Source organism: Streptococcus sp. 20925_1_22 (assembly GCF_041431685.1).
In the GTDB taxonomy this organism is placed as follows: Bacteria; Bacillota; Bacilli; order Lactobacillales; family Streptococcaceae; genus Streptococcus.
The window spans coordinates 94,725-116,084 of sequence record NZ_JAPVYE010000005.1; the positions used below are offsets into that span (position 1 = coordinate 94,725).

The window sequence follows — 21,360 nt, forward strand, 5'->3', positions numbered from 1 at the left end:
ATCTTTGCTAAAGCCTGCTGGATTAGCACGATTTAGAATTTTTAACTGTCTAACTTATTACTTTATTATATTATACAGGATTCTAAAATATTCTAAAACTGAAAGGATAGCTAAAAGTTTATGGCTTCATCAATGGGAAACTAACGATACTTAGCATTTTCTCTTATCATCTCATAAAAAGCCGGTGGATAAACAATTTGCAAATTTTTTTGCTGGAGATTGGCATAATAGTTCCCAAACTGCTGGTAATAGCCAGTCAGGTTAGTAGTTATCTGACAGAAGGAGGCTGCTTGTATTGGCCGAATCTGTGGATAGAAATCCTCTGCAGTCTTAGTCAAGAGATTATCGCCATTCTGGTAGAGCTGGGCCTGCAACCGCATCCATCTAGGCTGCTGGTAATAAAGCTGACGACGGATATAGCTGCAGATGTGCGGATCTTGCTGGGCCAGAAAGCTGTTCATCTCCTGCTTTTGAAAGGGCAAACGTAAAATATCCAAAAGCCGACCGTGACCAAAGGGAAAGTTCTTGGTCTTGTGCTGGACTTTTCCATGCAGATCCTCGTGAATCAGGTATTTGAGACGCAGAACTTGCTTTTCTTGATCCAGCTCCCAGATATGAAAGCCCATATTTTTACTAAAATAGAGAAAATCCTTCTGCAGGCGGGTTAGGGAATCCTTGAGCCAAAGTTTTCGCCCCAAGAGCCAGAGGACCTGATAGCCATGCTGGCGGTAAGAAAGCGTCCGTTCCTGCAGCCGTTCTATACTTAGGGGACTGCACTGGACTTCAAGCGCAAGTTTCCCGTCAACCAGCAGATCAGCAATCTGCTGCAGTGCAGGCAAAAAAGCCTCCACCTCAACTTCTTCTGTCTGGACAGCCCAGCGAAAAAGCTCTGCCTTAAGGTTCAGGTGCTCAGCGCTCTCATTTTCCCTATAAAAGCTACACTCTTCTAGCGAGACATGCGCAAAATGCGGCTGCATAACTTTACCTTTTTTAAAACGGACTGCCCCCGAACAAGCTGGGCAGACAAAATCAGCCCCCTTCTCAATCTTCTCCTCTAGAGCATTACACAAAACCCCCTTATGATTTCGCGCCACAAACATATCCTAGCCCCCTCTAAAATTTCTCTCTTTTACTAAAATATTCGCAAAAGAAAAGAGAAACCTCAAAGGAGATTTCTCTTTGTAATTGATAAGATAACATTAGCTAATAGCTGACTCTGCAGCGATTTCCATCTCTTCCTTATGAAGCTTAGTGTCATACATTCTGATGAATGGATACCAGATGACGAAAGCTGCTACAGCACAGATGATTGCAACGATAAATGCTCCTAAACTTCCGCCTGAACCTACATAGGCTCCTAAACCAACAGGAGTTGGCCATGGTGTTTGGGCAATAGCTTTACCAGCAATACCAAGTTGAACAGCCCAGTAGCCAATAGAGGCTGATACAACTGGTGCTAAAATAAATGGAATCGTTAAGATTGGGTTATAAACAATTGGAAGACCAAAGATAATTGGCTCATTTATATTAAAGATGGCAGGCCCCATTGATGCTTTCCCAAGCATACGAAGCTGCTCTGATTTAGCACGGAAAGCAATATAAATACATAGAAGTAAAGTTGCCCCAGAACCACCAATAGTTACATAGGAGTTCGTAAATTCACCAGCGTAAGCAATGAATTTTCCGTCAACATTTTGCGCCATGTTAGCCAGAAGTATTGGATTTACCAGTCCCATTACAATGTTGGCACCATGGATACCAACAATCCAAAGTGCGTGCACTAAAAGGTAAATGATAACAATGCCAAACCAAGTATTTGTAATATGACTTACAAAAGCAAAAGGAACCGCAATAACTTTATAAATATCTGTACCAAACATGATAAAGATACCGTTTATGAAAAGCACCACAAATGCAATCATAAAACCAGGAATCAATGCTGTAAACGAACGAGAAACCCCTTCTGGAACAGCTTCAGGCATTTTTATAACCCAGTTCTTTTTCACACAAAGCTTGTAAAGCTGCACAGCCAAAATAGACATCAAAATAGCTGTAAACATACCCGATGTAGAAAGACGAGTCAGACTATCTCCACCAACAGTCCATCCATTAATTGTTGATTCGCCAGTCACCGCTGAAATAGCGCCTTTAGAAAAAGCTAATTCTGGTATGGTTAAGAAATAAGCAAATACTGCCAAAAGTCCACCATTGAGAGGATTGAGATTCAAGCCTTCCTCTTCTACATATATCTTTGTATATTCATAACCGATTACTACTGCAAAGTAGAGAGACAAAATCCCCATTGTACACTTATAGGCTAACAAGTATAAGGCTTGAATTTTATCAAAAGAATTGGCCCATAAATCAATAATAAATTGTATATTAAAGGCTTGCGGAATAACGCTTAGAACCAAGAAGGCTGATCCTACAATGGTAAAGGGAATACTGGCCATACCAGCAGCCACGATAGCACGAACAGGACGCCAGGTCGAAACCTTACCCATAGGTCCCATAAGATATTTTTCTAAAAATGCAAACATTTTATCCATTACATTTCTCCTCTGATATTGATAGACTTAGTATTTTTTCTTACTACTGAAGGCTGGCCATATACTTTTGAATGCGTTGATATTGTTTATCAGCCCTGTGACTAATACGATTCAATTTAGCAAGCATTAAAAGGTTTAAAAGGATGCCAACTGAAAGAATCATAATTAAAAAGACTTGCGTTGCTGATCTGGCTGTAAAGAAAGGGTATAGCAATGAAAATCTATTCAAAAGAACCAGCAAAATAAGCAGCACATTTAGTGAAAGAGAGATACCATAAAAAAGTTTAGTCAGTTTTGCCTCTCTTTGATTTATAGTGTACATTCGCGTCTGCTCCCACATAGCTAGAGCTGCAAAGAGAGCAACTGCCATCGGCAGCATCATAGCCAATCTGGCATTTGAAAGATAGAGCATCAAGGTCCAGTAAAGATTGACAAAAAAGAAAGCAGCTGTCGCATACCGAACGGAAAAGTACCGAGTATAGTACATGGTTTTTAAAGCTGATTCTTTCCTCCTTGCTTCTAATTCTTGTTTTTCCTTATCCGTCATCTTCTTCTCCTAGCTGTTGGTCTCTTCTACCTTACGGTAGAGGTTGAGCATTTCAAGTGCAACTTCGCGCAGGGTCATGGTCGTCATGAGATGATCCTGAGCATGCACCATGATGATTTCAATCCTAATTTCAATTCCGCTAGCATAGTCCTGTAAGAGCTTAGTCTGGGCATGATGAGCTTCCAGCAGAGATTCATTGGAGGTTTCCAGCTTTTCTGCTGCTGCATCATAGCGACCTTCACGCATATCAGCAAAGGCTTCATGAACAATGGTGCGGGCTGTCCCGCTGTGAAGAATAATTTCAAAAGCGGCAACTTGCAACTCTTCTTGGTTCATAGATTCATTCCTTTCTTGAAATCTTGTTAGTCTCAGCAGTTTATCTCAGAAAAAACTGCTCAGATTTTTATTTGATACTTAAGAATATTTGTTTAAATTCTTCAAAGGTCTGACTGGCTCGTATCTGCTGCTGCAGGTCTGGCTCTTCCAGCAAATCAACAATTTTGGAAGTCAACCTGTCCATCCCTTCATTGTCATAGATGGATGGCGAAGCTAGAAAAATCAAGCTAATCTCAGGATAATCCTCAGACCAGTTCAGGCCTGACTGGACGATTGCCAGTCCAATCCTGTGCTTCTTGGCGCAAGGCTTGATAGGGTGAGGAACAGCTATAGTATCCGAAAAGACAACGGAACTCATGCGCTCGCGCTGCTCCATCAAGCTGCGCATTTGAGCTGGGAATTCTTCCTCTTCTCCAACTGCCATTTTCTCCAAAAGCTCTGTCAAAGCTTCGTCCTTATCGGCTTGATCCAATACTATAAAGCACTCCGGCGAGAAATAATCGTCAAAGACCGCTTCCAAGTCTGACACTTCCTCTAAGCCCTTAATATCCATCCGACAGCCTTTCGTAGTCTTCAAATTTGCCATCTTCTGCTTGATTTCCTTAATTTCCTCGGGTTTGAGGAAAATACTAACCGTAAAGACGGGCATTGTAAAGACCAGATTGGACAAGTCGATTGAAGAGATGATAAAGTCAATATTATTGAGACGTTCATCATTGAGCTCATAGTAACCAATCACATCTACGATGTGAACAAGATTTCCCAACTCATGGTCAATCCGATTTTTCAGCATCTGAGCTGAACCATAACCAGTTGCGCAGATGACGAGGATGTTGAACTTCTGCTTCTCCTTATGTCGCTCCATAGCAGCCATAAAATGCAGAGCAACATAAGCAACCTCATCATCTGGCAACTCCTCGTCACCAAACAAAGGCATGGCCGCCAGAAGGTCCCGTGTCATAGCCAGCACAGGTGAATATTGCTGCTGAATATCTGCCAACAAAGGATTATCCATTCTGACATGATTTTTCAGGCGGATAAGCAAGGTGGAGAGATGGGTGACCAGACCTTCCACCAGCTGAAAGTCGGACTGAAAGGCATAATCCCTAAGAGCTTCCTCTTCTTCCAGTGCTCTTGAAAGCTGAGCACGCAGCTGATCTACTATGTCCCCTTTTTCCTGCTTGTCTAGCTTCAAACCAGCCTTGGAAATCAAATGCAAGGTGATATAATCCACCTCTTCTTTGGGAAATTCTAAGCCTGTTGCCAGATGAATCCGATCCAAAATTCGCTGCGCAATCCGACTTTCTGCACTATAGTCTTTTAGATTGCAGCCGTCCAGCTGGCTAATTTGAAAACCTTCACCAATGCGCTTAAGGGACAGCGCGATATGGATGACCAGATTTTGAATAACAAAGTCCGACACTCTCAGCTGGCCTTCACGGCATTCGTCCAACACGATAATAGTCAACTCTTCCAGACTAATCGGCCGGCCAGAAATCTCGATAGCGATATAGTTATGCAAGACATGAAAGAAATTATCATGGAAAAAATAATCCATAATAAAGCGGCGGATATTGCGCTCGCTGCCTTTAACATAAACACCGCGCTTGGCCTTGCTTTCAATCTGCAAATCGTACTTGGCCAAATCCTGCCGAATCTTTTTGAAGTCCGAAGACAAGGTCGAGCGACTGACAAAGAGTTCGCTGACTAAATCATCAAAATAAACTTCTTCTTGCTCAAACAAGAGCTTGTTCAAGATATAATTATAACGGTCTTCGATGCCTTCCAAATTAGTCTGCGCAGCTTCCATCAAAACCTCAGCTTTGAGAAATTCCTGATAGATTTCTCTATCACTGATTTTCAACTGGTAACCATAGCCCTGTTTGGCCGTGATGACCCAGCCAGTCTGCTCAGGCTTCATAGCCATCAAAATTTTAAGGTAGCTTCTTACTGTACGGTCCGAACAAGATAAATGGGCAGCCAATTCCTTGCTAGTGACGAATTGGTCCCTATTGTCCATCAAATACTGAAGAATGTGTTTTTCCTTTTGATGCAACACACTTCTTCCTCCTTCCGTCTATGACAAGTTACTACCTTTATTATACTATTAAATATTTTCCTTAATCAAGTTAGCCATTTTTTCAATACCCATAGGGATAGGAATATAGGCCTGAGGGGGGATTTGGGCGATGGGATTGCCAACCTTGGCAGCCGCTTCTTCAAACTGCTTATAGTACATCTTGGTCTGCGGACTGATGAGATAGAGATCAAATTCAGCTGCCGCTATGGCCTTACCGCCTTCTGTCGCGCTGATCGCATCCACCTCGATATCATCGCCCTTGCTTTTAAAAAATTCTGTCGTTTTCTTCGCCATAAGTGAAGAAGACATGCCTGCTGCGCAGATAATCAATGCTTTAGCCATAAGAGTTTCTCCTTATAAAATAATTTTATTGACACTTTAATTATAAATGAAAACGCTATCAAACTCCATCTTGTTTTTTTCCGTATTGAAACGGAAGTAGTTCCTAAATAACTTTACTTATATTTAATCTTATATGCTAAAATAGTGGCTGATAATATCAGTGATATACTGTTGGCCGCAATTAAAGGCAAATCTTGAATGACCAATCCATGCACCAACCAAAGACCAATACCAACTACTTGCATGAGATACATACCAAGCGCTATGGATTCGGTATCTTTAGTTTTGATGATCTTAATGACCTGGGGCAAAAATGCGAAGGTTGTTAAAACCGCTGCAATACTTCCAATCATGTTTTTCTCCTAATTTTTCCAAAAAAAGAGGCGGAAAGCAGCAAACTTGCCATCTCCTCCTCTGTATTTTTTAGTTTTCCTATACTCAACTATAGACTAGCCCCATTTGATGCAATGACTTCCTTATACCAGTTAAAGGACTTCTTCGGTGAACGTTCATACGTTCCCTCACCATCGTCATCCTTGTCGACATAGATAAATCCGTAGCGTTTGCGCATTTCACCCGTACCTGCTGATACTAGGTCAATACAGCCCCAAGGCGTGTAGCCCATGAGATCCACACCATCTTCTACTACGGCCTTTTTCATCTCGCGGATATGGGCACCCAAATAGTCAATCCGGTAATCATCGTGTACCATACCATCTTCTTCCACCTGGTCAATAGCTCCAAAGCCATTTTCCACAATGAAAAGCGGTAGATGGTAATGATCGGTAAACCAATTGAGAGCATAGCGCAGACCTTCTGGGTCAATCTGCCATTCCCATTCAGAAGCCTCTACGAAGTTATTTTTAACCAAATCTTCAGTCTCTATATAGTCGAAGTAAGGGTTATTCTCTCGATGGGAGTCAATAGCAAAGGACATGTAGTAGCTAAATCCAATATAGTCAACAGTGCCCGCCAGCAAGTCTTCCTGATCCTGCTCGCTAAAGTCCACCTTGTTTCCCTTTCTTTCCCAGTATTTGAGAATATGCTCAGGATAGCGACCAAAGACATGCACATCAGTGAAGTAATAGCGCTTCTGCATAGCTTTCATAGCCATGAGAATATCCTTCGGATTGCAAGTAGCCGGATAAATAGGGCACATGGCAATCATACAACCAATTTGGAAGTCAGGATTGATTTCGTGACCAACCTTAACCGCTCGTGCTGAAGCTATCAACTCATAGTGAGCAGCCTGGTACATGATTGCTTCGCGATCATCGCCTTCCTTGTAGACAATCCCAGAGTTAGTGAAGGGAGCAAAATCCTCCTGATAATTAGCTTGGTTATTGATTTCATTGAAAGTCATCCAGTATTTGACTTTATCCTTATAACGCTCAAAAACAACTTCTGCAAAGCGAACAAAGAAATCGATCACCTGACGGTTTTTCCAACCGCCATACTCAGTTACCAAATGATAAGGCATTTCAAAGTGAGACAAAGTGATGACAGGCTCAATACCATACTTGAGGCATTCATCAAAAAGGTCGTCGTAAAATTGCAGGCCGGCTTCATTAGGCTCCGTTTCGTCTCCTTTAGGGAAAATCCGCGTCCAGGCAATGGAAGTCCGGAAACACTTGAAGCCCATCTCTGCAAAAAGAGAAATATCTCCCTTGTAACGATGATAAAAATCAATAGCCTCATGGTTAGGATAGTACTTGCCTTCTAAGACGCCCGGCGTAATTTCCCGAGGCACTCCATGGCGAGCTGCAGTCATAACATCAGCCACGCTGATCCCCTTCCCACCTTCTTTCCAGCCGCCTTCCAGTTGGTGGGCTGCAACAGCTCCACCCCAGAGAAATCCATCTTTAAATGTTGACATGCTGTATTTCCTCCTGATATTTGATACTACAATTATAAGTTAAGAAAGCGCTTTTTTGAATAGCGAGAATTTCCGCAGCGAAGCGGAAAATCTTCTCTATAACTTTCTTTTTAGAGCTCTGTTCTTTTTGTTGACAACGCTTACAAACAGGCGTATAATAATCCAATAAGCTAGATAAAGAAAGGAGTTTTCAATATGTCAATGTTGATTTTTATTGCCAGTTTTTTAGGAATGGTTATCTTGGTTCCAGCCATCTGGTATGGCCTCTTTCGACTTGGGATTTTTCTGCGAGCCAATATTCTTGCTCGGGGAAAATTCATCTATACTCTGATTCATTTTCAACATCTAGATAGCAAACCCCAGCTGATGGATAATCCAAACTTTCTCAAGACGGGCAAATGGGAATATATCCCAGAAGCTGATTATTACAAGGGATTTTCAAAACTTTCAGACCGTGACTTGCGGCTCTGGCTACAAAACGAATACCAACTCAAACCTGAACAAGTTATTATTACTGTGCCAGAAAGCATGAAAGTCGCTTCTGCCGGCTTCTAATCCTCTTCGAGAATGGCTTTAAATCGTGCCAGCATAAACTTTAGCTAACTCATTAGTCTCTTATTGATTTTCAATAGCTACACCACCAAAAACGAGTCGAGAGAACATCTCTCCGACTCGTTTTTCATTATCCAAATAATTGATTTCCTTTTCGTTCTGGCAATTTTAGAAAGAGGGACAACAAGCAGACTAGACAGATGACAGCAGCTAGAAATAAGTTCATCCCTTCATAACCCCAACTGTCCAGAAAGTGACCCGCAAGATTTTGAATGAGAATGGTCCCTAAACTGCGGGCTGTCTGGACCAGAGCAATGGCAGTGACCAAGTATTTTTCATCAACCAATCTAGCTACGATTTTCAGGGTCACCATAATCAAAACCATGCCTGTCACGTGCTTGGAAAGGAGAGTCATCCCGATTTTCGAAATCAAACCTAGGTCTAAAGCATAGACGCTGTACTGGAGAAAGATGATTCCCAGACAGATATAAAGAAGCTTTTTCATCGAAATCTTGTCCATAAAGAGATAGGAATAAAAGATAAAAGGCGCTTCAACCAGAACTGATAAGGCAACGACAGTCGAAGCCATATCTACCTCTAAGCCACTATGCTGTAGCATGGCAGGGATATAGGTATGACCAGTATTCCCCACCCCAGAGTAGAGGGCAACCAAAAGCAGGTAAAAGAGATAGGTTTTGTTGGTCAAGAGCTTCCCCAGACCTATCTGCTTGTGAATGTCTTTTTTATCTAGGGCTGCTCGGTCGTGCTTGGGCTGGATTCCCAAAAGTCCTACGCTGCTGATAAGCATCATACCAATAAAGACTGGGAAAATAGCCTGCGGTGCGACTCTTTGATAGATCAATCCTGCCAGCTGAGAGCCTAGTGCATAGCCAATGGTTCCCCAAATCCGAATCTTACCATAAGTATAAGGACTTTGAGCCGCCAGAACATCCATGACTGGATTGACTCCGTTGATTAACATGAGCACTAGACTATACCAGACCAAGAGCTGCCAAAGCTGAGTCGCTTTCATGAAAAATACGGCCCCGACCATCATGGCTAGAAAGCTAAAAAGGAAGATCTTTTTAATCCCCAAAGCATCACTGAGAACTCCAAAAATCGGCTGAGCCAACATGGAAGCAAAGAAGGAAGCTGACACTACCATCGATACTTGGGCATTAGAATAGCCTAAGTCCTGCATATAGACTGATATCAGAGTCGAAAAAAGAGAATAGGCTAGAAAGAAAAAATTAAAGAGTAAAAAATGAGCTAGATAGCTGTTGTGAAACTTTTTTCGCATGAAAATCTCCTTAAAACAGAAAGAAAACTCAGAAAAAGAACTGAGTTTTAGCTTGGAAAGTCATTCCGTTCGTATATGATAGAGGACATTCCATTTATTCAACATCTGTATTTCTGCGACGTTCCTGCTTTGCAGCCTTGCGTTTTTGACGACTGCGGTATTCAAAGTACAGAATGATTAGCAGGATGCCAACAGGTAGCAGAATCAACATCTTATCGCTGAAGAACACGCCATACCAAGGCTTGCTTTCTGATTTGCTGCCAGTCACATTTTCAATAGCCTGAGCAACTGGATTCTCAACTTTCTCGACTTTCATTTCATCAGAGATCTTGCTCGACAAGGTCTTCAAGCCATTTTCAGCCTTGAGAACATTGTTTTCAACCTTGACTTTAGGCTCGGTTCCCTTTTTAACAGTAGCGTAGAAATCCTCAGGCAGCTTATATTTCTGTCCATCAATCTCCTGCTCACCCTTGGATAAGAGTTTTTTGTACTCATAGTCCGTATAAGCCTTCTCAATCAAAGCATTACCAAAAGGATGGCGGTAATACTCACCGTCTTGGTCAGACCAGTCACCGACTCCCATAATCACAGCAATCATGCGCTGATCTCCACGCTTAATGGTCGCGATATAGTTGAAAGCACCGTTAGGACTAGAGCCCGTCTTCATACCATCTACGCCCTTGAGCGCGTATTTAGCACCCGGCAGAGAGTAATTATAGGTTTCAAAGGTCTCCTCGTAAGGAGTTCCAGCTTTAACCGTAACCTTGGCTTTATTAGTATAGTTTAGAATTTCAGGATGGTGATTGACAAAGTTATAAGCCAGAATCGCCAAATCACGGGCTGTTGTTTGATTGCTGGCATAATTATCGTAGTTTTGAGGGTTATAATAGCCCTTAAAAGAAACCGCCGCTGCACCGCTGGCATTGAACCACTTGGTATTGGTCATGCCCAGCTCTTGAGCCTTGGCATTCATCCGATCCAAAAAAGCATCTGGATCATTGTCAGATAGATAATTGGCCAGCATGACAGTTGTCGCATTGGATGACGGCACGATTGTCATGGTAATCAGCTCAGATACGGTATAGTCCACACCAGCGACAATTTTATTATTAGAAATTTCATAAATATTAGCGGTAGCCTGATCCTGAGGTGTAGCTGTAATAACCGTCTTTTCGCTGATTTTTCCTTCCTTAATCGCTTCAAAGACTAGGTAAAGGGTCATGAGCTTACTCATACTGGCTGGGTCACGCACCTCATCGACATTATCCTCCCATACAACATCACCTGTACTGCCGTCAATAACGAGAGAAGACTTGGGACGATTAATCGCCTGAACATTATCATGCGGATACATCTTTTTAGCCATATCCACCAATTCATCAGCCCTAGCAGCTAGTGGTGCTAACGAGGTCAGAAACACAATTCCCAATAACAAAAGCTTTTTCTTCACAGGATCCTCCAAAGAACAATTATACCTATCTAGTATATCATATTTTACGCAAAGTCAACCATAAATCTAAAAATCCTACCTAAAAAATAGATAGGAAATTAAGAGACTTTTATCTGGCAAAGCTAGTTTTATAGCAACAACATTAAAATCTTAGTGTTTTAACAAGCTAAGTGCTTCCTTATCAGCGATAATTACAACATCCGGATGCTTCTGGAGAGCACTGCCTGGCAGCTCCTCTGTCACCTCACCCTCAACAGTCCCTGCTATGGCTTTGGCCTTAGCAGAACCATAAGCAAAGAGAATGATGGACTTAGCATTGAGAATGTTGCCAATCCCCATGGAAATAGCCTGAGTCGGAACATCTTCCATCTTGTCGAAGAATCGAGCATTGGACTGAATGGTGGACGGTGTCAGATCTACTAAATGAGTCTGACTGTCGAAACTGGTTCCCGGCTCATTAAAACCGATATGACCATTCGTACCGATTCCCAAAATCTGCAAATCAGCTGGATGCTCTGCTAGAAGATGATTGTACCGCGCCACTTCTGCTTCTAAATCTTTCGCTGCGCCATTGGGCAGGAAGCTTGCTTTAAAAGGCTTTTGGTTAAAGAGGTGCTGGTTCATGAAATAGCGATAAGACTGAGGATCGTTCTCTTGCAAACCAACATATTCATCCAGATTGACACTGAACATCTCTGAAAAATCAAGGTCGCTCTCAACAATCTGCTTGTAAAATTCTTCTGGGCTGCTGCCTGTAGCTAAGCCTAAAGTTTTTGCCCCCTGAGCCAGCTTTTCTTTGAGCAGCTCGAGAGCCACTTTACCACCTTCTACTTGGTTTTCCACTTGAATAATTTTCATTTTCCACCTCCGCATCTTTTCTTAATTCTATTATATGGTATAGACCAATTTTTGTCAAGAAAAAGTATGTAAAATAGACATACTTTCTAGTCGTGCTCGCTTCCTTTTGCAGGAAATCGTGTTATAATAGAGACATGTTTTTACTGATTGTTTTATTGATTTTATTTTTTGTCGGAGTCTTACTCTGCAGCTTGAGTTTCCTCATAAAAAAACAGCGAGGCTGGCAGATCTTAACCTTGATTTTGGGTGGCTTGCTTACAGCTAGTCCCTTCCTACTAGCCGCCTACCTACTCTGGCTAATGAAAACAATATAAGGAGATACGATGAATACCGCTGATTTTGATTTTGACTTGCCCGAAGAACTGATTGCCCAGACGCCTTTAGAGAAAAGGGATGCTTCCCGCTTGCTAGTGGTCGATAAAGAAACGGGAGCCTTCTCCGACCAACACTTTGACCAGATTATTGATCAACTCCAGCCCGGCGATGCCCTAGTTATGAATAATACGCGTGTCCTGCCTGCCCGCCTTTATGGTATCAAACCTGAGACAGGGGGCCATGTCGAGCTGCTGCTGCTGAAAAATGTCCAGGGTGATGACTGGGAAGTGCTAGCCAAGCCGGCCAAGCGCCTCAGAGTGGGTGCTCAGATTTCCTTTGGCGATGGCCGCTTAACTGCTACTGTGGTAGAGGAGCTTGAGCATGGCGGTCGAATCGTGCGCTTTGGCTACGAAGGGATTTTCCTAGAAGTCCTGGAAAGTTTGGGAGAAATGCCGCTTCCGCCCTATATCCACGAAAAACTGTCAGACCGCGAACGCTACCAGACTGTCTATGCCAAGGAAAACGGCTCTGCCGCTGCGCCAACTGCTGGACTTCATTTCACAGAAGAGCTGCTGGAGCAGATTGCTGCCAAGGGAGTCAAACTGGTCTATCTGACCCTTCATGTCGGACTGGGAACTTTCCGACCAGTTTCTGTGGACAGCTTAGATGATCACGAGATGCACTCCGAATTTTACAGTCTGTCCGAGGAAGCTGCCCATACACTCCGTCAGGTCAAGGCAAATGGCGGTCGTGTCATTGCAGTCGGCACAACATCTATCCGCACCTTGGAGACAATTGGCAGTAAATTCCAGGGGCAGATTCAGGCTGACTCTGGCTGGACCAATATTTTTATCAAGCCGGGATACGATTGGAAGGTCGTTGATGCTTTTTCAACCAACTTCCACCTGCCCAAGTCAACTCTTGTCATGTTAGTCTCTGCCTTTGCCGGACGTTCCTTAACACTTGAAGCTTATGAGCACGCTATTGCTGAGCGCTATCGCTTCTTCAGCTTTGGTGATGCTATGTTTATCAAATAACTATAGGTGAAAATTTATGAATAAAATTGAAAGCAGACACCGTCTCATCCGCTCCTTAATCATGGAGAAAAAAATCCATACCCAGCAAGAACTTCAGGAGCATTTGGAAGCAAACGGCGTCATTGTAACCCAGTCCACTCTTTCACGAGATATGAAAGCACTCAATCTGGTCAAGGTCAGTGAAAACGATACTTCCTACTATATCATCAACAGCATCGCACCATCCCGTTGGGAAAAACGCCTTCGTTTCTATATGGAGGATGCTTTGGTCATGCTACGACCAGTTCAAAATCAAGTCGTCATGAAAACCCTGCCTGGGTTGGCCCAGTCTTTCGGTGCCATCTTAGATGCCTTAGAGCTGCCACAGATTGTTGCTACTGTCTGTGGAGATGACGTCTGTCTGATTATCTGCGAGGATAATCAAGGTGCTCTGGACTGCTTTGAGAAGCTCAAAGAATTTACCCCACCATTTTTCTTTAGTAAATAAAAGCTGAGACAAAATTGCCTCAGCTTTTTTCTATTTTCGATTTTTGTCTCAGTGAAACCCATTAGTAACTCAGCAAGCCATACTTGACTAAAGCAATGCTGTACAAATAAGATTTGAAGATGCTTTCAAAAAGGCAGCATTTAAGGTGTCGTAGCCAAACGATAAATGGCTTCCGCGTAAATATCCATGGCCCGATACAGATCATCTAAGAGCAATCGTTCATTGACCTGATGCTCTGTCTGATCAGCTCCCGGAAAGAGAGCGCCGAAAGCAACACAGTTAGGCATAGTACGAGCAAAGGTCGCTCCACCTGAAGACATAGCTGGACTGTTGTCTCCTGTTTTCTCCTGATAAATTGCCATCAGGGTGCTGACCAACTCACTGTCCAAAGGTACGTAGAGCGGAGCCAAGTAGTCAAACTCCTGATAAGTCAGCTCGTATTGACTGGCTATTTCTGCTAGCTTTTCAACCAGCTTTTCCTTGTCTGCCAAGACCGGAATCCGCATGTCAATCCGAATCTCAGAGCGGTCAGAGGTTAAAGTCAGACCAGCAACATTAAAGGAAAGAAAGCCCGTCGGTTCATCAGACACAGGCCCAAAAAGATGACCGCCTGTCGCATCTTCACCAACCGCCTGAGCCAGAAAGGCGAGAGCCGGATGCGAATCCAAGGGCTGCAAGACCTTGGCTAGGCGAATAATGGCATTGACTCCTTGGGCGGCATCCTTGGCGTGCTTGGGCAAGCCAATAACCGTTACTTCTTCTGCCGTTCGCTCATATTCATAGCCTAAATCTTCCAAGCCAGCAACGACGGACTCCAGTAGGCTGCCTGAATAGGAAGCCTTGGCAGGAACGACATTAAAAGCTTGGCCAGCTTCGAGCTCTAAAGTATCAGAGCCCGGCCCCACCAACTTAAGCTGCAGAAGCCCTTTCTCAGCATAGGTCAAAGGGAAGGAAGAGTCCGGCGCAAAGCCAAGTGCAGCCTGCTCTTCTAGCTGGTTATACCTACCCATACAGCGCCAAAGCGTCTCCTCATCTGTACCAAAGATAAAGCGAACCCGCTTTTTAAATTCCACTCCGCTATCCAGCAATGCTTTTACAGCATAAAGAGCGGCCATAGAAGGTCCCTTATCGTCCTGAACCCCACGACCGAAAATCCAGCCATCTTTGACAGTGGCTTCAAAGGGAGGTGTCTGCCAGTCCGACTCATCACCTGATGGAACAACATCCAAATGACAGAGAACGGCCAGGAGCTGGGCTCCATGACCGATTTCTGCATATCCGTAATAACCTTTAGGGTCGAGGTAGGTTGTAAAACCTAGCCCTCGACAGATTTCTAAAGTTTTTTCTAGGACATCTTGGATAGCTTGTCCAAAAGGTGTTCCATTTTGACCTTCATTCAGTACTGAAGGATAAGAAACGATTGTTTTCAAAGATTCAAGAAAATCTTCTTTAACCTCTTCTGTTATAAAATTTTTCATGGAATCACCTCAGCTTCTAGCTTATAGGAACGGTAAGAAAGTTCCTAGGAGTAAGAGACCAATACTGATAGCAATGATAGCTACAATCAGCTTGCCGATAAATTTCCACCAAGTACCGATATTGATACGTCCAAGTGCCAAAGCTCCCATAACGATACCAGAAGTTGGTGCAACCAGATTCAGCACACCTGAAGCAGACTGATAAGCTGTGATGATCAAGCTAGCCTTGACATTGACAAATTCTCCCAAAGGAGCCATGATTCCCATAGTCGCACTGGCCAGACCTGATGATGATGGGATAAGGAAGGACATCGGCAGGTAGAAAATGTAAGTCAAGACGATAAATACTTGTGATGATAGACCGCTGAGTCCTTGTTTACCCCAATTGAGGATAGTGTCTGTAATCATACCATCATTCATGATAACTTGGATACCACGGGCGATTGCTACGATCAGGGCTACGCTAAGCAGATCAGCTGCACCGTTCATAAAGGCTGAGATAATCTTGTCTTCCTTGAGACCGTAAACAGCGCCAATCAAGATTCCCATGAAGGCAAAGAGCATAGCTCCTTCCGGGAAATACCAAGTCCCCAGTGCGGAAGTAGATGAGCCAATAATCTTACCGAGTACTGGAAGACCTGTCAGCCAGGTATTGACGTCCTTAAAGATAGTAATACCGAGATCTGTCCAAGGAATGAAACTCAATACCATAAGGACAAATGTCATAATGAACAGGAATAGAACTGTTCTTTGTTTTTTGCTCAGAGTTGACTCAACAGATGAAGAAGTTTCAACATTAAAGTGTTTCAAATCTTCTTCGCGAGTGCTGTAAACCAATGACTTGGTCGGATCTTTTTGAATCTTATCTGCATAGCGGTAAACAAACCAAGTGCTGAGAGCAGTCATGACAACCAAGAAGATGAGACGAAGGACAATCCCTTCACCAGTTCCAACACCAGCAGTCTCTGAAGCGATAACAGTTGCAAATGGATTTAGCGTAGAAGCCAAACATCCGATTTGCGAACCAAGCAAGATAATAGCCACCCCAGTCAGACTGTCAAAACCAACCGCCATCATCACCGGTACCAAAAGCGGATAGAAGGCCATGGTTTCCTCACCCATACCATAGGTAGTACCTCCGAGGGCAAAGAGAGGCATCAAGACAACAATCAGCATCTTTTCGCGCCCCTTGTACTTCTTAACGATGGAGGCAATTCCCACATCCAAAGCACCAGTTTCATTGACAACACCAAGGAAACCACCGACCATAAGGATGAAGAAGGCAACATCTATCGCAGCAGTAGTCTCCTTGATCAAGGAGCCTTTCTCAGGATGCGTACCCAGCATAGCACGAATCGGTGCCATCAGAACATCCCAAATTCCTTGCGGATTTTGCGCTTGTTTTTGATACACACCATCTATAAAAGCCCCAGCCGGGATAATCCAAGTCAGCACTGCCATAATGGCAATGATTATCAACAATACGGTGTAAGATGAAGGCATCTTAAACCCTTTTTTTATTTTTTCACTCATTTGTTTTTCCTCCTAAACGTTTTTTACGAGGTTACAAACCTGCATTTCCCTGCATGAGCAAACAAGAAAACGCTTACTTTATTTATATTTTACCATATTAACATTGAAAAAGCCAGTGTTTTTGAAAATAATCAAAGATTTTCAGGAAAAGACTTCCATCAGCAATAGAGATTACTTGCTATCGCTTTTCAGTCAATTCTATGCTATCCTTTTTCAATAATCGTGCCGCTCTCAGACTCAATCAGAGCACCCAGATTTTCCAGAGATGTGATAACTGCTTTACCTTCTGGACGGCCGTTAACAAAGGCGATAGCTGCTTCTACTTTTGGAAGCATGCTGCCTGGTGCAAATTGTTCTTGCTTGATGTATTCTTCCAATTGAGCAACATTCACATGTTCCAGCTTTGCTTGGTCAGGTTTGTTGTAGTTAACAAAGACATAGTCCACACCAGTCAAGACGATGAAGAGGTCTGCATCAACCAACTCTGCTAAGCACTGAGAAGCAAAGTCCTTGTCAATAACGGCTTCAACACCAGTAAGATGGCCATTCTCTTCTTTGACGACAGGAATTCCGCCGCCACCCGCAGCTACTACTACTTGACCTTGATTCAAAAGCGTACGGATTGTTTCAATTTCCTTGATATCCACTGGTTTTGGTGAAGCAACAACCTTACGCCAACCGCGGCCAGCATCTTCTTTGAAAGTCGCTCCGCTCTTTTCAGCTTCTGCTTTAGCTTCTTCTTCTGAGTAGAAAGGACCGATTGGCTTGCTGAGGTTGACAAAGGCTGGATCGTTCTTATCCACCACTACTTGCGTCACAACAGAAGCGACATTCTTTTCGATTCCTTCATCCAAGAGAGCATTTTGCAAAGCATTTTGTAGCCAAAAGCCAATGCTTCCTTCTGTCATAGCCACAAGAGAGTCTAGTGGGAAAGCAGGATTCTTCTCAGAGTTCGCTGCCAACTGTTGCAGCAGCAAGTTCCCTACTTGCGGACCATTTCCATGGGTGATGATAAGGTCATCCCCGTTTTTAATCAATTTCACCAAGTGTTTAGCAGTTTCCACCAAGGCTTCCTGCTGTGCTTTCGCAGATGGGTCAGATGAAAGGATGGCGTTTCCTCCCAAGGCTACAACTATTTTACGATTTGCCATTTAATTTTCCTTTATTGCACTCCAAAGAATGCACTTCCAATTTATTATAGTAGATTTTCAAATTTTTGATAAGGAAATAAGCATTTCTTATCATATAAAAGAGGGCCGGACTAAAGCTATTAGTCGCAGCCCTCATAGCTGTTGGTAGACGGTTTCTTATGTAAGATTATACTTTTGGAATGTAGAGGTTTCCAAGAGTTGCAGCCATAACCGCTTTGATTGTGTGCATACGGTTTTCTGCTTGGTCGAAATGACGAGCATATTTGCTGCGGAAGACTTCGTCTGTTACTTCCATTTCCTCTACACCGAATTTTTCAGCGACATCTTTACCGTAAACAGTATTTGTATCGTGGAATGCAGGTAAGCAGTGCAAGAAGATAAGATCTTCATTGTCAGTTTTCTTCACCAAATCCATGTTTACTTGGTAAGGTTTGAGGAGGGCAACGCGTTCTGCAAACTTGTCTTCTTCACCCATTGATACCCAAACGTCTGTGTAAAGAACATCTGCACCTTTAACTGCTTCGTCAGCATCTTCTGTAATCAATACACGAGCGCCGCTTTCTTTAGCAAAGCCTTCTGCCAATTCAACGATTTCTTTTTCTGGGAAGAGTTCTTTTGGTGAGAAGATGTGAACGTTTACGCCAAGGATAGCTCCTGTCACCAGCAAGCTGTTGGCAACGTTGTTACGTCCATCACCACAGTATACCAATGTCAAGCCTTCCAGACGGCCAAAGTTTTCTTGAACAGTCAAGTAGTCAGCCAACATTTGAGTTGGGTGCCATTCGTCAGTCAGACCATTCCATACTGGAACACCTGAGAATTCTGCCAATTCTTCTACCATACGTTGGCTGAAGCCGCGGAATTCAATCCCGTCAAACATACGGCCCAAAACTTTCGCAGTATCTTCTGTAGATTCTTTCTTACCAAGCTGGATATCGTTAGCACCAAGATATTCTGGATGTGCTCCCAGGTCAATGGCTGCTGTTGTAAAAGCTGCCCGAGTACGAGTAGATGTTTTTTCAAACAAGAGAGCGATATTCTTACCAGCAAGATAATGGTGTTGAACATTGCGTTTTTTCAAATCTTTCAAGTGAGCTGAAAGACCGATAAGGTATTCTAACTCAGCACGGCTAAAGTCTTTTTCTGCTAAGAAGCTACGTCCTTGGAATACTGAATGTGTCATTCTATTATTTCCTCTTTCTTTTCTTTATGTATTTGTTAGCACTTGTATGCTTAAATTTCTTCACGTTCAAACGGCATAGACATACAGCGTGGTCCACCACGACCGCGAACCAATTCACTTCCGCGGATCTTAATCAAACGCAAGCCGTATTCTTCCAAAATCTTGTTAGTAACTGTATTGCGGTCATACACCACTACCACACCAGGTGCGATGGTCAAGGTGTTAGAACCGTCATTCCATTGCTCACGCGCAGCAGCTACGATATTGCCACCGCCACAGCGAATCAGATGAACTTTTTCCACACCAAGGTTTTCTGCCAATATTTCTGCCAAATCACCTTTTTCTTCAACAATCTTAAGTTTGTCATCAACATAAGTCACAGAGTAAACGCGAAGATCACCTTCGATTTCTGGGTGAATCGTGAACTTGTCATAGTCAACCATAGTGAAGACAGTGTCCAAGTGCATGAACTTACGGTTGTTAGCAAATTCAAAGGCCAAAACTTTCTTGAAGCCAACATTTTTCTTGAAGATATTGACCAAGAGTTTTTCGATAGAAGCTGCGTCTGTACGTTGTGAAATACCAACTGCCAGCACATCTTTTGAAAGAACCAACTCGTCCCCACCTTCGATACGTGTATCTTCTTCACGGTTGTAAACAAGTTCAACATTTCCACCGTATACTGGGTGATGTTTGAAGATGTATTTACCGTAGAGAGTTTCACGATTACGAGTGTCTGCATACATGTGATTGAGCGATACAGCATTACCAATTGTAGCAAATGGGTCACGAGTGAAGTAAAGGTTTGGCATTGGATCAATAGCAAATGGATAATCAGATTCTACCAAGTCCGTCAAGCCTTTTGCTTCTTCAGGAATTTCTGGTAATTCAACTTTTTGAACTCCTGCCATCGTTTTTTCAACCAACTCTCGGTTATCTTTGATACCACGGAGCAGTTCGCGAATAGCCTTCTTGGTTTCACGGCCACGAATATTGGCTTCTTCCAGATATTCTTCGATGAATTGCTCGCGGATTTCTGGAGAAGTCAGTGACTCAGCAGCCAGCTGCTCAAGATAGAGCACCTCAACTCCTTCATTACGAAGCGCTTGAGCAAAGTTATCATGTTCTTTTTGTGCATCTTCCAAGAAAGGAATATCGTCAAAAAGAAGACGTTCTAAGTAGTCCGGCTGCAAGTTTTCCAACTCCTTGCCAGGACGGTGCAACATAACTTTTTTCAGTTTTCCAATTTCTGAGAAAACACGAATTGGATGTGTAGACATCTACTATCCTCCTTTTTCTTTGCGGTTTAGGTTTTTCTAAGCCCGTTTACATGTACTATTCTAGCATTTAATGCTACCGCTTTCAAGAAAAAGCCTACATTACAAATGCCAAATCCTTTGCTTTTTTCTATTTTTATTTTTATAATATTCTTCTTTAAAGCGTTTTCTTTGAATATTTTACGCATTATATTATTTTTGTGAATATTTATTTTTTAAAATAAAATTAGTACACGGTTAATATTAGAATATTTTGAATTTATTAAGCAAAAAAGAAGCTAATCAGAACCGATTAGCTTCCAGCAAGGTATTTCATGAAATACTCTTTCTCTTTAAAAGTTAATTTTTTATGTTGGTATTCAATCCGACCTTCATCTAAGAGCTTTTTCAGAACTTGATTGACCGTTTCCCGAGTTGTGGCTCCTAGCTTAGCAAGTTCTTTCATGCTGATAGGAAAGGGCAGGCTATCTCCTACCTTGCACAAATCCATGCAGAGCAGAGACAAGGACTGAACCACACGCTCGCTGGCACTAGCTGCTACGACATTACGCAATCTCAATTCCTGAAATTCCAAGATTTGCGATAGCCGCTTGGTAATGAACAAAAGCTGATCCACACTCTTCTTTGAATAATCTTCAAACAAATCGATAGGAATGGACAAATATTCGACATTGGTGACAGCGCTGGCTGTGTAATGATAGCGCTCATCAAAAAACATACCTCCATAGGGGAAAACACTGTCTTTCTTGACATAATCCATATAAGAAAATGTGTCTGTCGAATCATACTGCTCAATCCGCACATAACCTTGAGACAAGAGGAAAAGACGCTCACGCCGATCTCCTGCAAAAAAGATAATTTGTCCTTTAGGAATCTTGCGATACTGAATCTCCACTGCTAATTTATCGAAAAGCTCCACTGGCAGATTGACAAAGGCAGGGTGCTGCCGGATATATTGATAATGCTCCTTGGTAATCATGATAACCCTTTTATTTGATACTTGATACCA

General features: G+C 42.8%; 21 protein-coding genes. 4 read left to right on the top strand and 17 right to left on the bottom strand.

The features are described from left to right. Positions 1–140: 140 nt before the first annotated feature. The 8 genes from O3621_RS08190 to O3621_RS08225 all read right to left on the bottom strand — a co-directional run bounded on the left by O3621_RS08190 (position 141) and on the right by O3621_RS08225 (position 7,730). Complete coding sequence (locus tag O3621_RS08190; RefSeq protein ID WP_314448369.1) at positions 141–1,100, bottom strand: competence protein CoiA family protein; 960 nt, start codon at positions 1,098–1,100, stop codon at positions 141–143. 99 nt (positions 1,101–1,199) lie between these two features. Further along, entirely contained in the window at positions 1,200–2,549 is a 1,350-nt protein-coding gene (celB, locus tag O3621_RS08195) for a PTS cellobiose transporter subunit IIC (RefSeq protein WP_314448372.1), read from the bottom strand. Between the two features lie 43 nt (positions 2,550–2,592). After that, entirely contained in the window at positions 2,593–3,096 is a 504-nt protein-coding gene (locus tag O3621_RS08200) for a hypothetical protein (protein ID WP_314448373.1), read from the bottom strand. 9 nt (positions 3,097–3,105) lie between these two features. Then, positions 3,106–3,432 carry a PTS cellobiose transporter subunit IIA gene (locus O3621_RS08205; protein ID WP_125330545.1) on the bottom strand — a complete coding sequence of 109 codons (327 nt, stop codon included), beginning with the start codon at positions 3,430–3,432 and terminating at the stop codon, positions 3,106–3,108. Between the two features lie 67 nt (positions 3,433–3,499). Next, positions 3,500–5,491: a PRD domain-containing protein gene (locus O3621_RS08210; RefSeq protein WP_314448376.1), complete on the bottom strand. Its 1,992-nt coding sequence runs from the start codon at positions 5,489–5,491 to the stop codon at positions 3,500–3,502. A gap of 48 nt (positions 5,492–5,539) precedes the next feature. Then, positions 5,540–5,854, bottom strand: coding sequence for a PTS cellobiose transporter subunit IIB (locus O3621_RS08215; protein WP_314448378.1), 315 nt, complete (start codon positions 5,852–5,854; stop codon positions 5,540–5,542). Positions 5,855–5,967: 113 nt separating this feature from the next. Then, positions 5,968–6,207, bottom strand: a complete 240-nt coding sequence (locus O3621_RS08220; RefSeq protein WP_314448379.1) for a SemiSWEET transporter — start codon at positions 6,205–6,207, stop codon at positions 5,968–5,970. Between the two features lie 89 nt (positions 6,208–6,296). Then, complete coding sequence (locus O3621_RS08225; protein WP_314448382.1) at positions 6,297–7,730, bottom strand: 6-phospho-beta-glucosidase; 1,434 nt, start codon at positions 7,728–7,730, stop codon at positions 6,297–6,299. A 195-nt stretch (positions 7,731–7,925) separates the two neighbouring features. On the opposite strand from O3621_RS08225, the gene O3621_RS08230 reads away from it, so the two are divergent. Next, entirely contained in the window at positions 7,926–8,285 is a 360-nt protein-coding gene (locus tag O3621_RS08230) for a hypothetical protein (RefSeq protein ID WP_314448385.1), read from the top strand. Between the two features lie 127 nt (positions 8,286–8,412). Here O3621_RS08230 and O3621_RS08235 read toward each other — a convergent pair whose 3' ends face one another. The 3 genes from O3621_RS08235 to O3621_RS08245 form a co-directional block, all read right to left on the bottom strand. Further along, positions 8,413–9,582 (bottom strand): MFS transporter, encoded by a 1,170-nt coding sequence (locus tag O3621_RS08235; protein ID WP_314448387.1) that lies wholly within the window; start codon positions 9,580–9,582, stop codon positions 8,413–8,415. Positions 9,583–9,676: 94 nt separating this feature from the next. After that, the gene (locus O3621_RS08240) at positions 9,677–11,032 is read right to left on the bottom strand and encodes a DUF1958 domain-containing protein (RefSeq protein WP_371514047.1); all 1,356 of its coding nucleotides are present in this window, start codon (positions 11,030–11,032) and stop codon (positions 9,677–9,679) included. Positions 11,033–11,182: 150 nt separating this feature from the next. After that, the gene (locus O3621_RS08245; protein WP_314448390.1) at positions 11,183–11,890 is read right to left on the bottom strand and encodes a glucosamine-6-phosphate deaminase; all 708 of its coding nucleotides are present in this window, start codon (positions 11,888–11,890) and stop codon (positions 11,183–11,185) included. Between the two features lie 134 nt (positions 11,891–12,024). Here O3621_RS08245 and O3621_RS08250 point away from each other — a divergent pair, with 134 nt between their 5' ends. The 3 genes from O3621_RS08250 to O3621_RS08260 are packed head-to-tail and all read left to right on the top strand — an operon-like array spanning position 12,025 to position 13,729. After that, positions 12,025–12,204: a hypothetical protein gene (locus O3621_RS08250; RefSeq protein ID WP_314448393.1), complete on the top strand. Its 180-nt coding sequence runs from the start codon at positions 12,025–12,027 to the stop codon at positions 12,202–12,204. Between the two features lie 9 nt (positions 12,205–12,213). Further along, positions 12,214–13,242, top strand: coding sequence for a tRNA preQ1(34) S-adenosylmethionine ribosyltransferase-isomerase QueA (gene queA, locus O3621_RS08255; protein ID WP_314448397.1), 1,029 nt, complete (start codon positions 12,214–12,216; stop codon positions 13,240–13,242). Between the two features lie 16 nt (positions 13,243–13,258). Further along, entirely contained in the window at positions 13,259–13,729 is a 471-nt protein-coding gene (locus tag O3621_RS08260; RefSeq protein WP_002929798.1) for an arginine repressor, read from the top strand. 140 nt (positions 13,730–13,869) lie between these two features. On the opposite strand, the gene O3621_RS08265 is transcribed toward O3621_RS08260, so the two are convergent. The 6 genes from O3621_RS08265 to O3621_RS08290 all read right to left on the bottom strand — a co-directional run bounded on the left by O3621_RS08265 (position 13,870) and on the right by O3621_RS08290 (position 21,330). Further along, the gene (locus O3621_RS08265) at positions 13,870–15,207 is read right to left on the bottom strand and encodes a dipeptidase (protein ID WP_314448402.1); all 1,338 of its coding nucleotides are present in this window, start codon (positions 15,205–15,207) and stop codon (positions 13,870–13,872) included. 21 nt (positions 15,208–15,228) lie between these two features. Beyond that, the gene (locus tag O3621_RS08270) at positions 15,229–16,740 is read right to left on the bottom strand and encodes a YfcC family protein (RefSeq protein ID WP_314448404.1); all 1,512 of its coding nucleotides are present in this window, start codon (positions 16,738–16,740) and stop codon (positions 15,229–15,231) included. A 203-nt stretch (positions 16,741–16,943) separates the two neighbouring features. Beyond that, the gene (arcC, locus tag O3621_RS08275) at positions 16,944–17,891 is read right to left on the bottom strand and encodes a carbamate kinase (protein ID WP_314448407.1); all 948 of its coding nucleotides are present in this window, start codon (positions 17,889–17,891) and stop codon (positions 16,944–16,946) included. A 166-nt stretch (positions 17,892–18,057) separates the two neighbouring features. After that, positions 18,058–19,074 (bottom strand): ornithine carbamoyltransferase, encoded by a 1,017-nt coding sequence (argF, locus tag O3621_RS08280; protein WP_314448410.1) that lies wholly within the window; start codon positions 19,072–19,074, stop codon positions 18,058–18,060. A gap of 50 nt (positions 19,075–19,124) precedes the next feature. Then, positions 19,125–20,354 carry an arginine deiminase gene (gene arcA / locus O3621_RS08285; RefSeq protein ID WP_002897955.1) on the bottom strand — a complete coding sequence of 410 codons (1,230 nt, stop codon included), beginning with the start codon at positions 20,352–20,354 and terminating at the stop codon, positions 19,125–19,127. 289 nt (positions 20,355–20,643) lie between these two features. Next, positions 20,644–21,330, bottom strand: coding sequence for a Crp/Fnr family transcriptional regulator (locus O3621_RS08290; protein ID WP_314448417.1), 687 nt, complete (start codon positions 21,328–21,330; stop codon positions 20,644–20,646). Between the last annotated feature and the right edge of the window lie 30 nt (positions 21,331–21,360).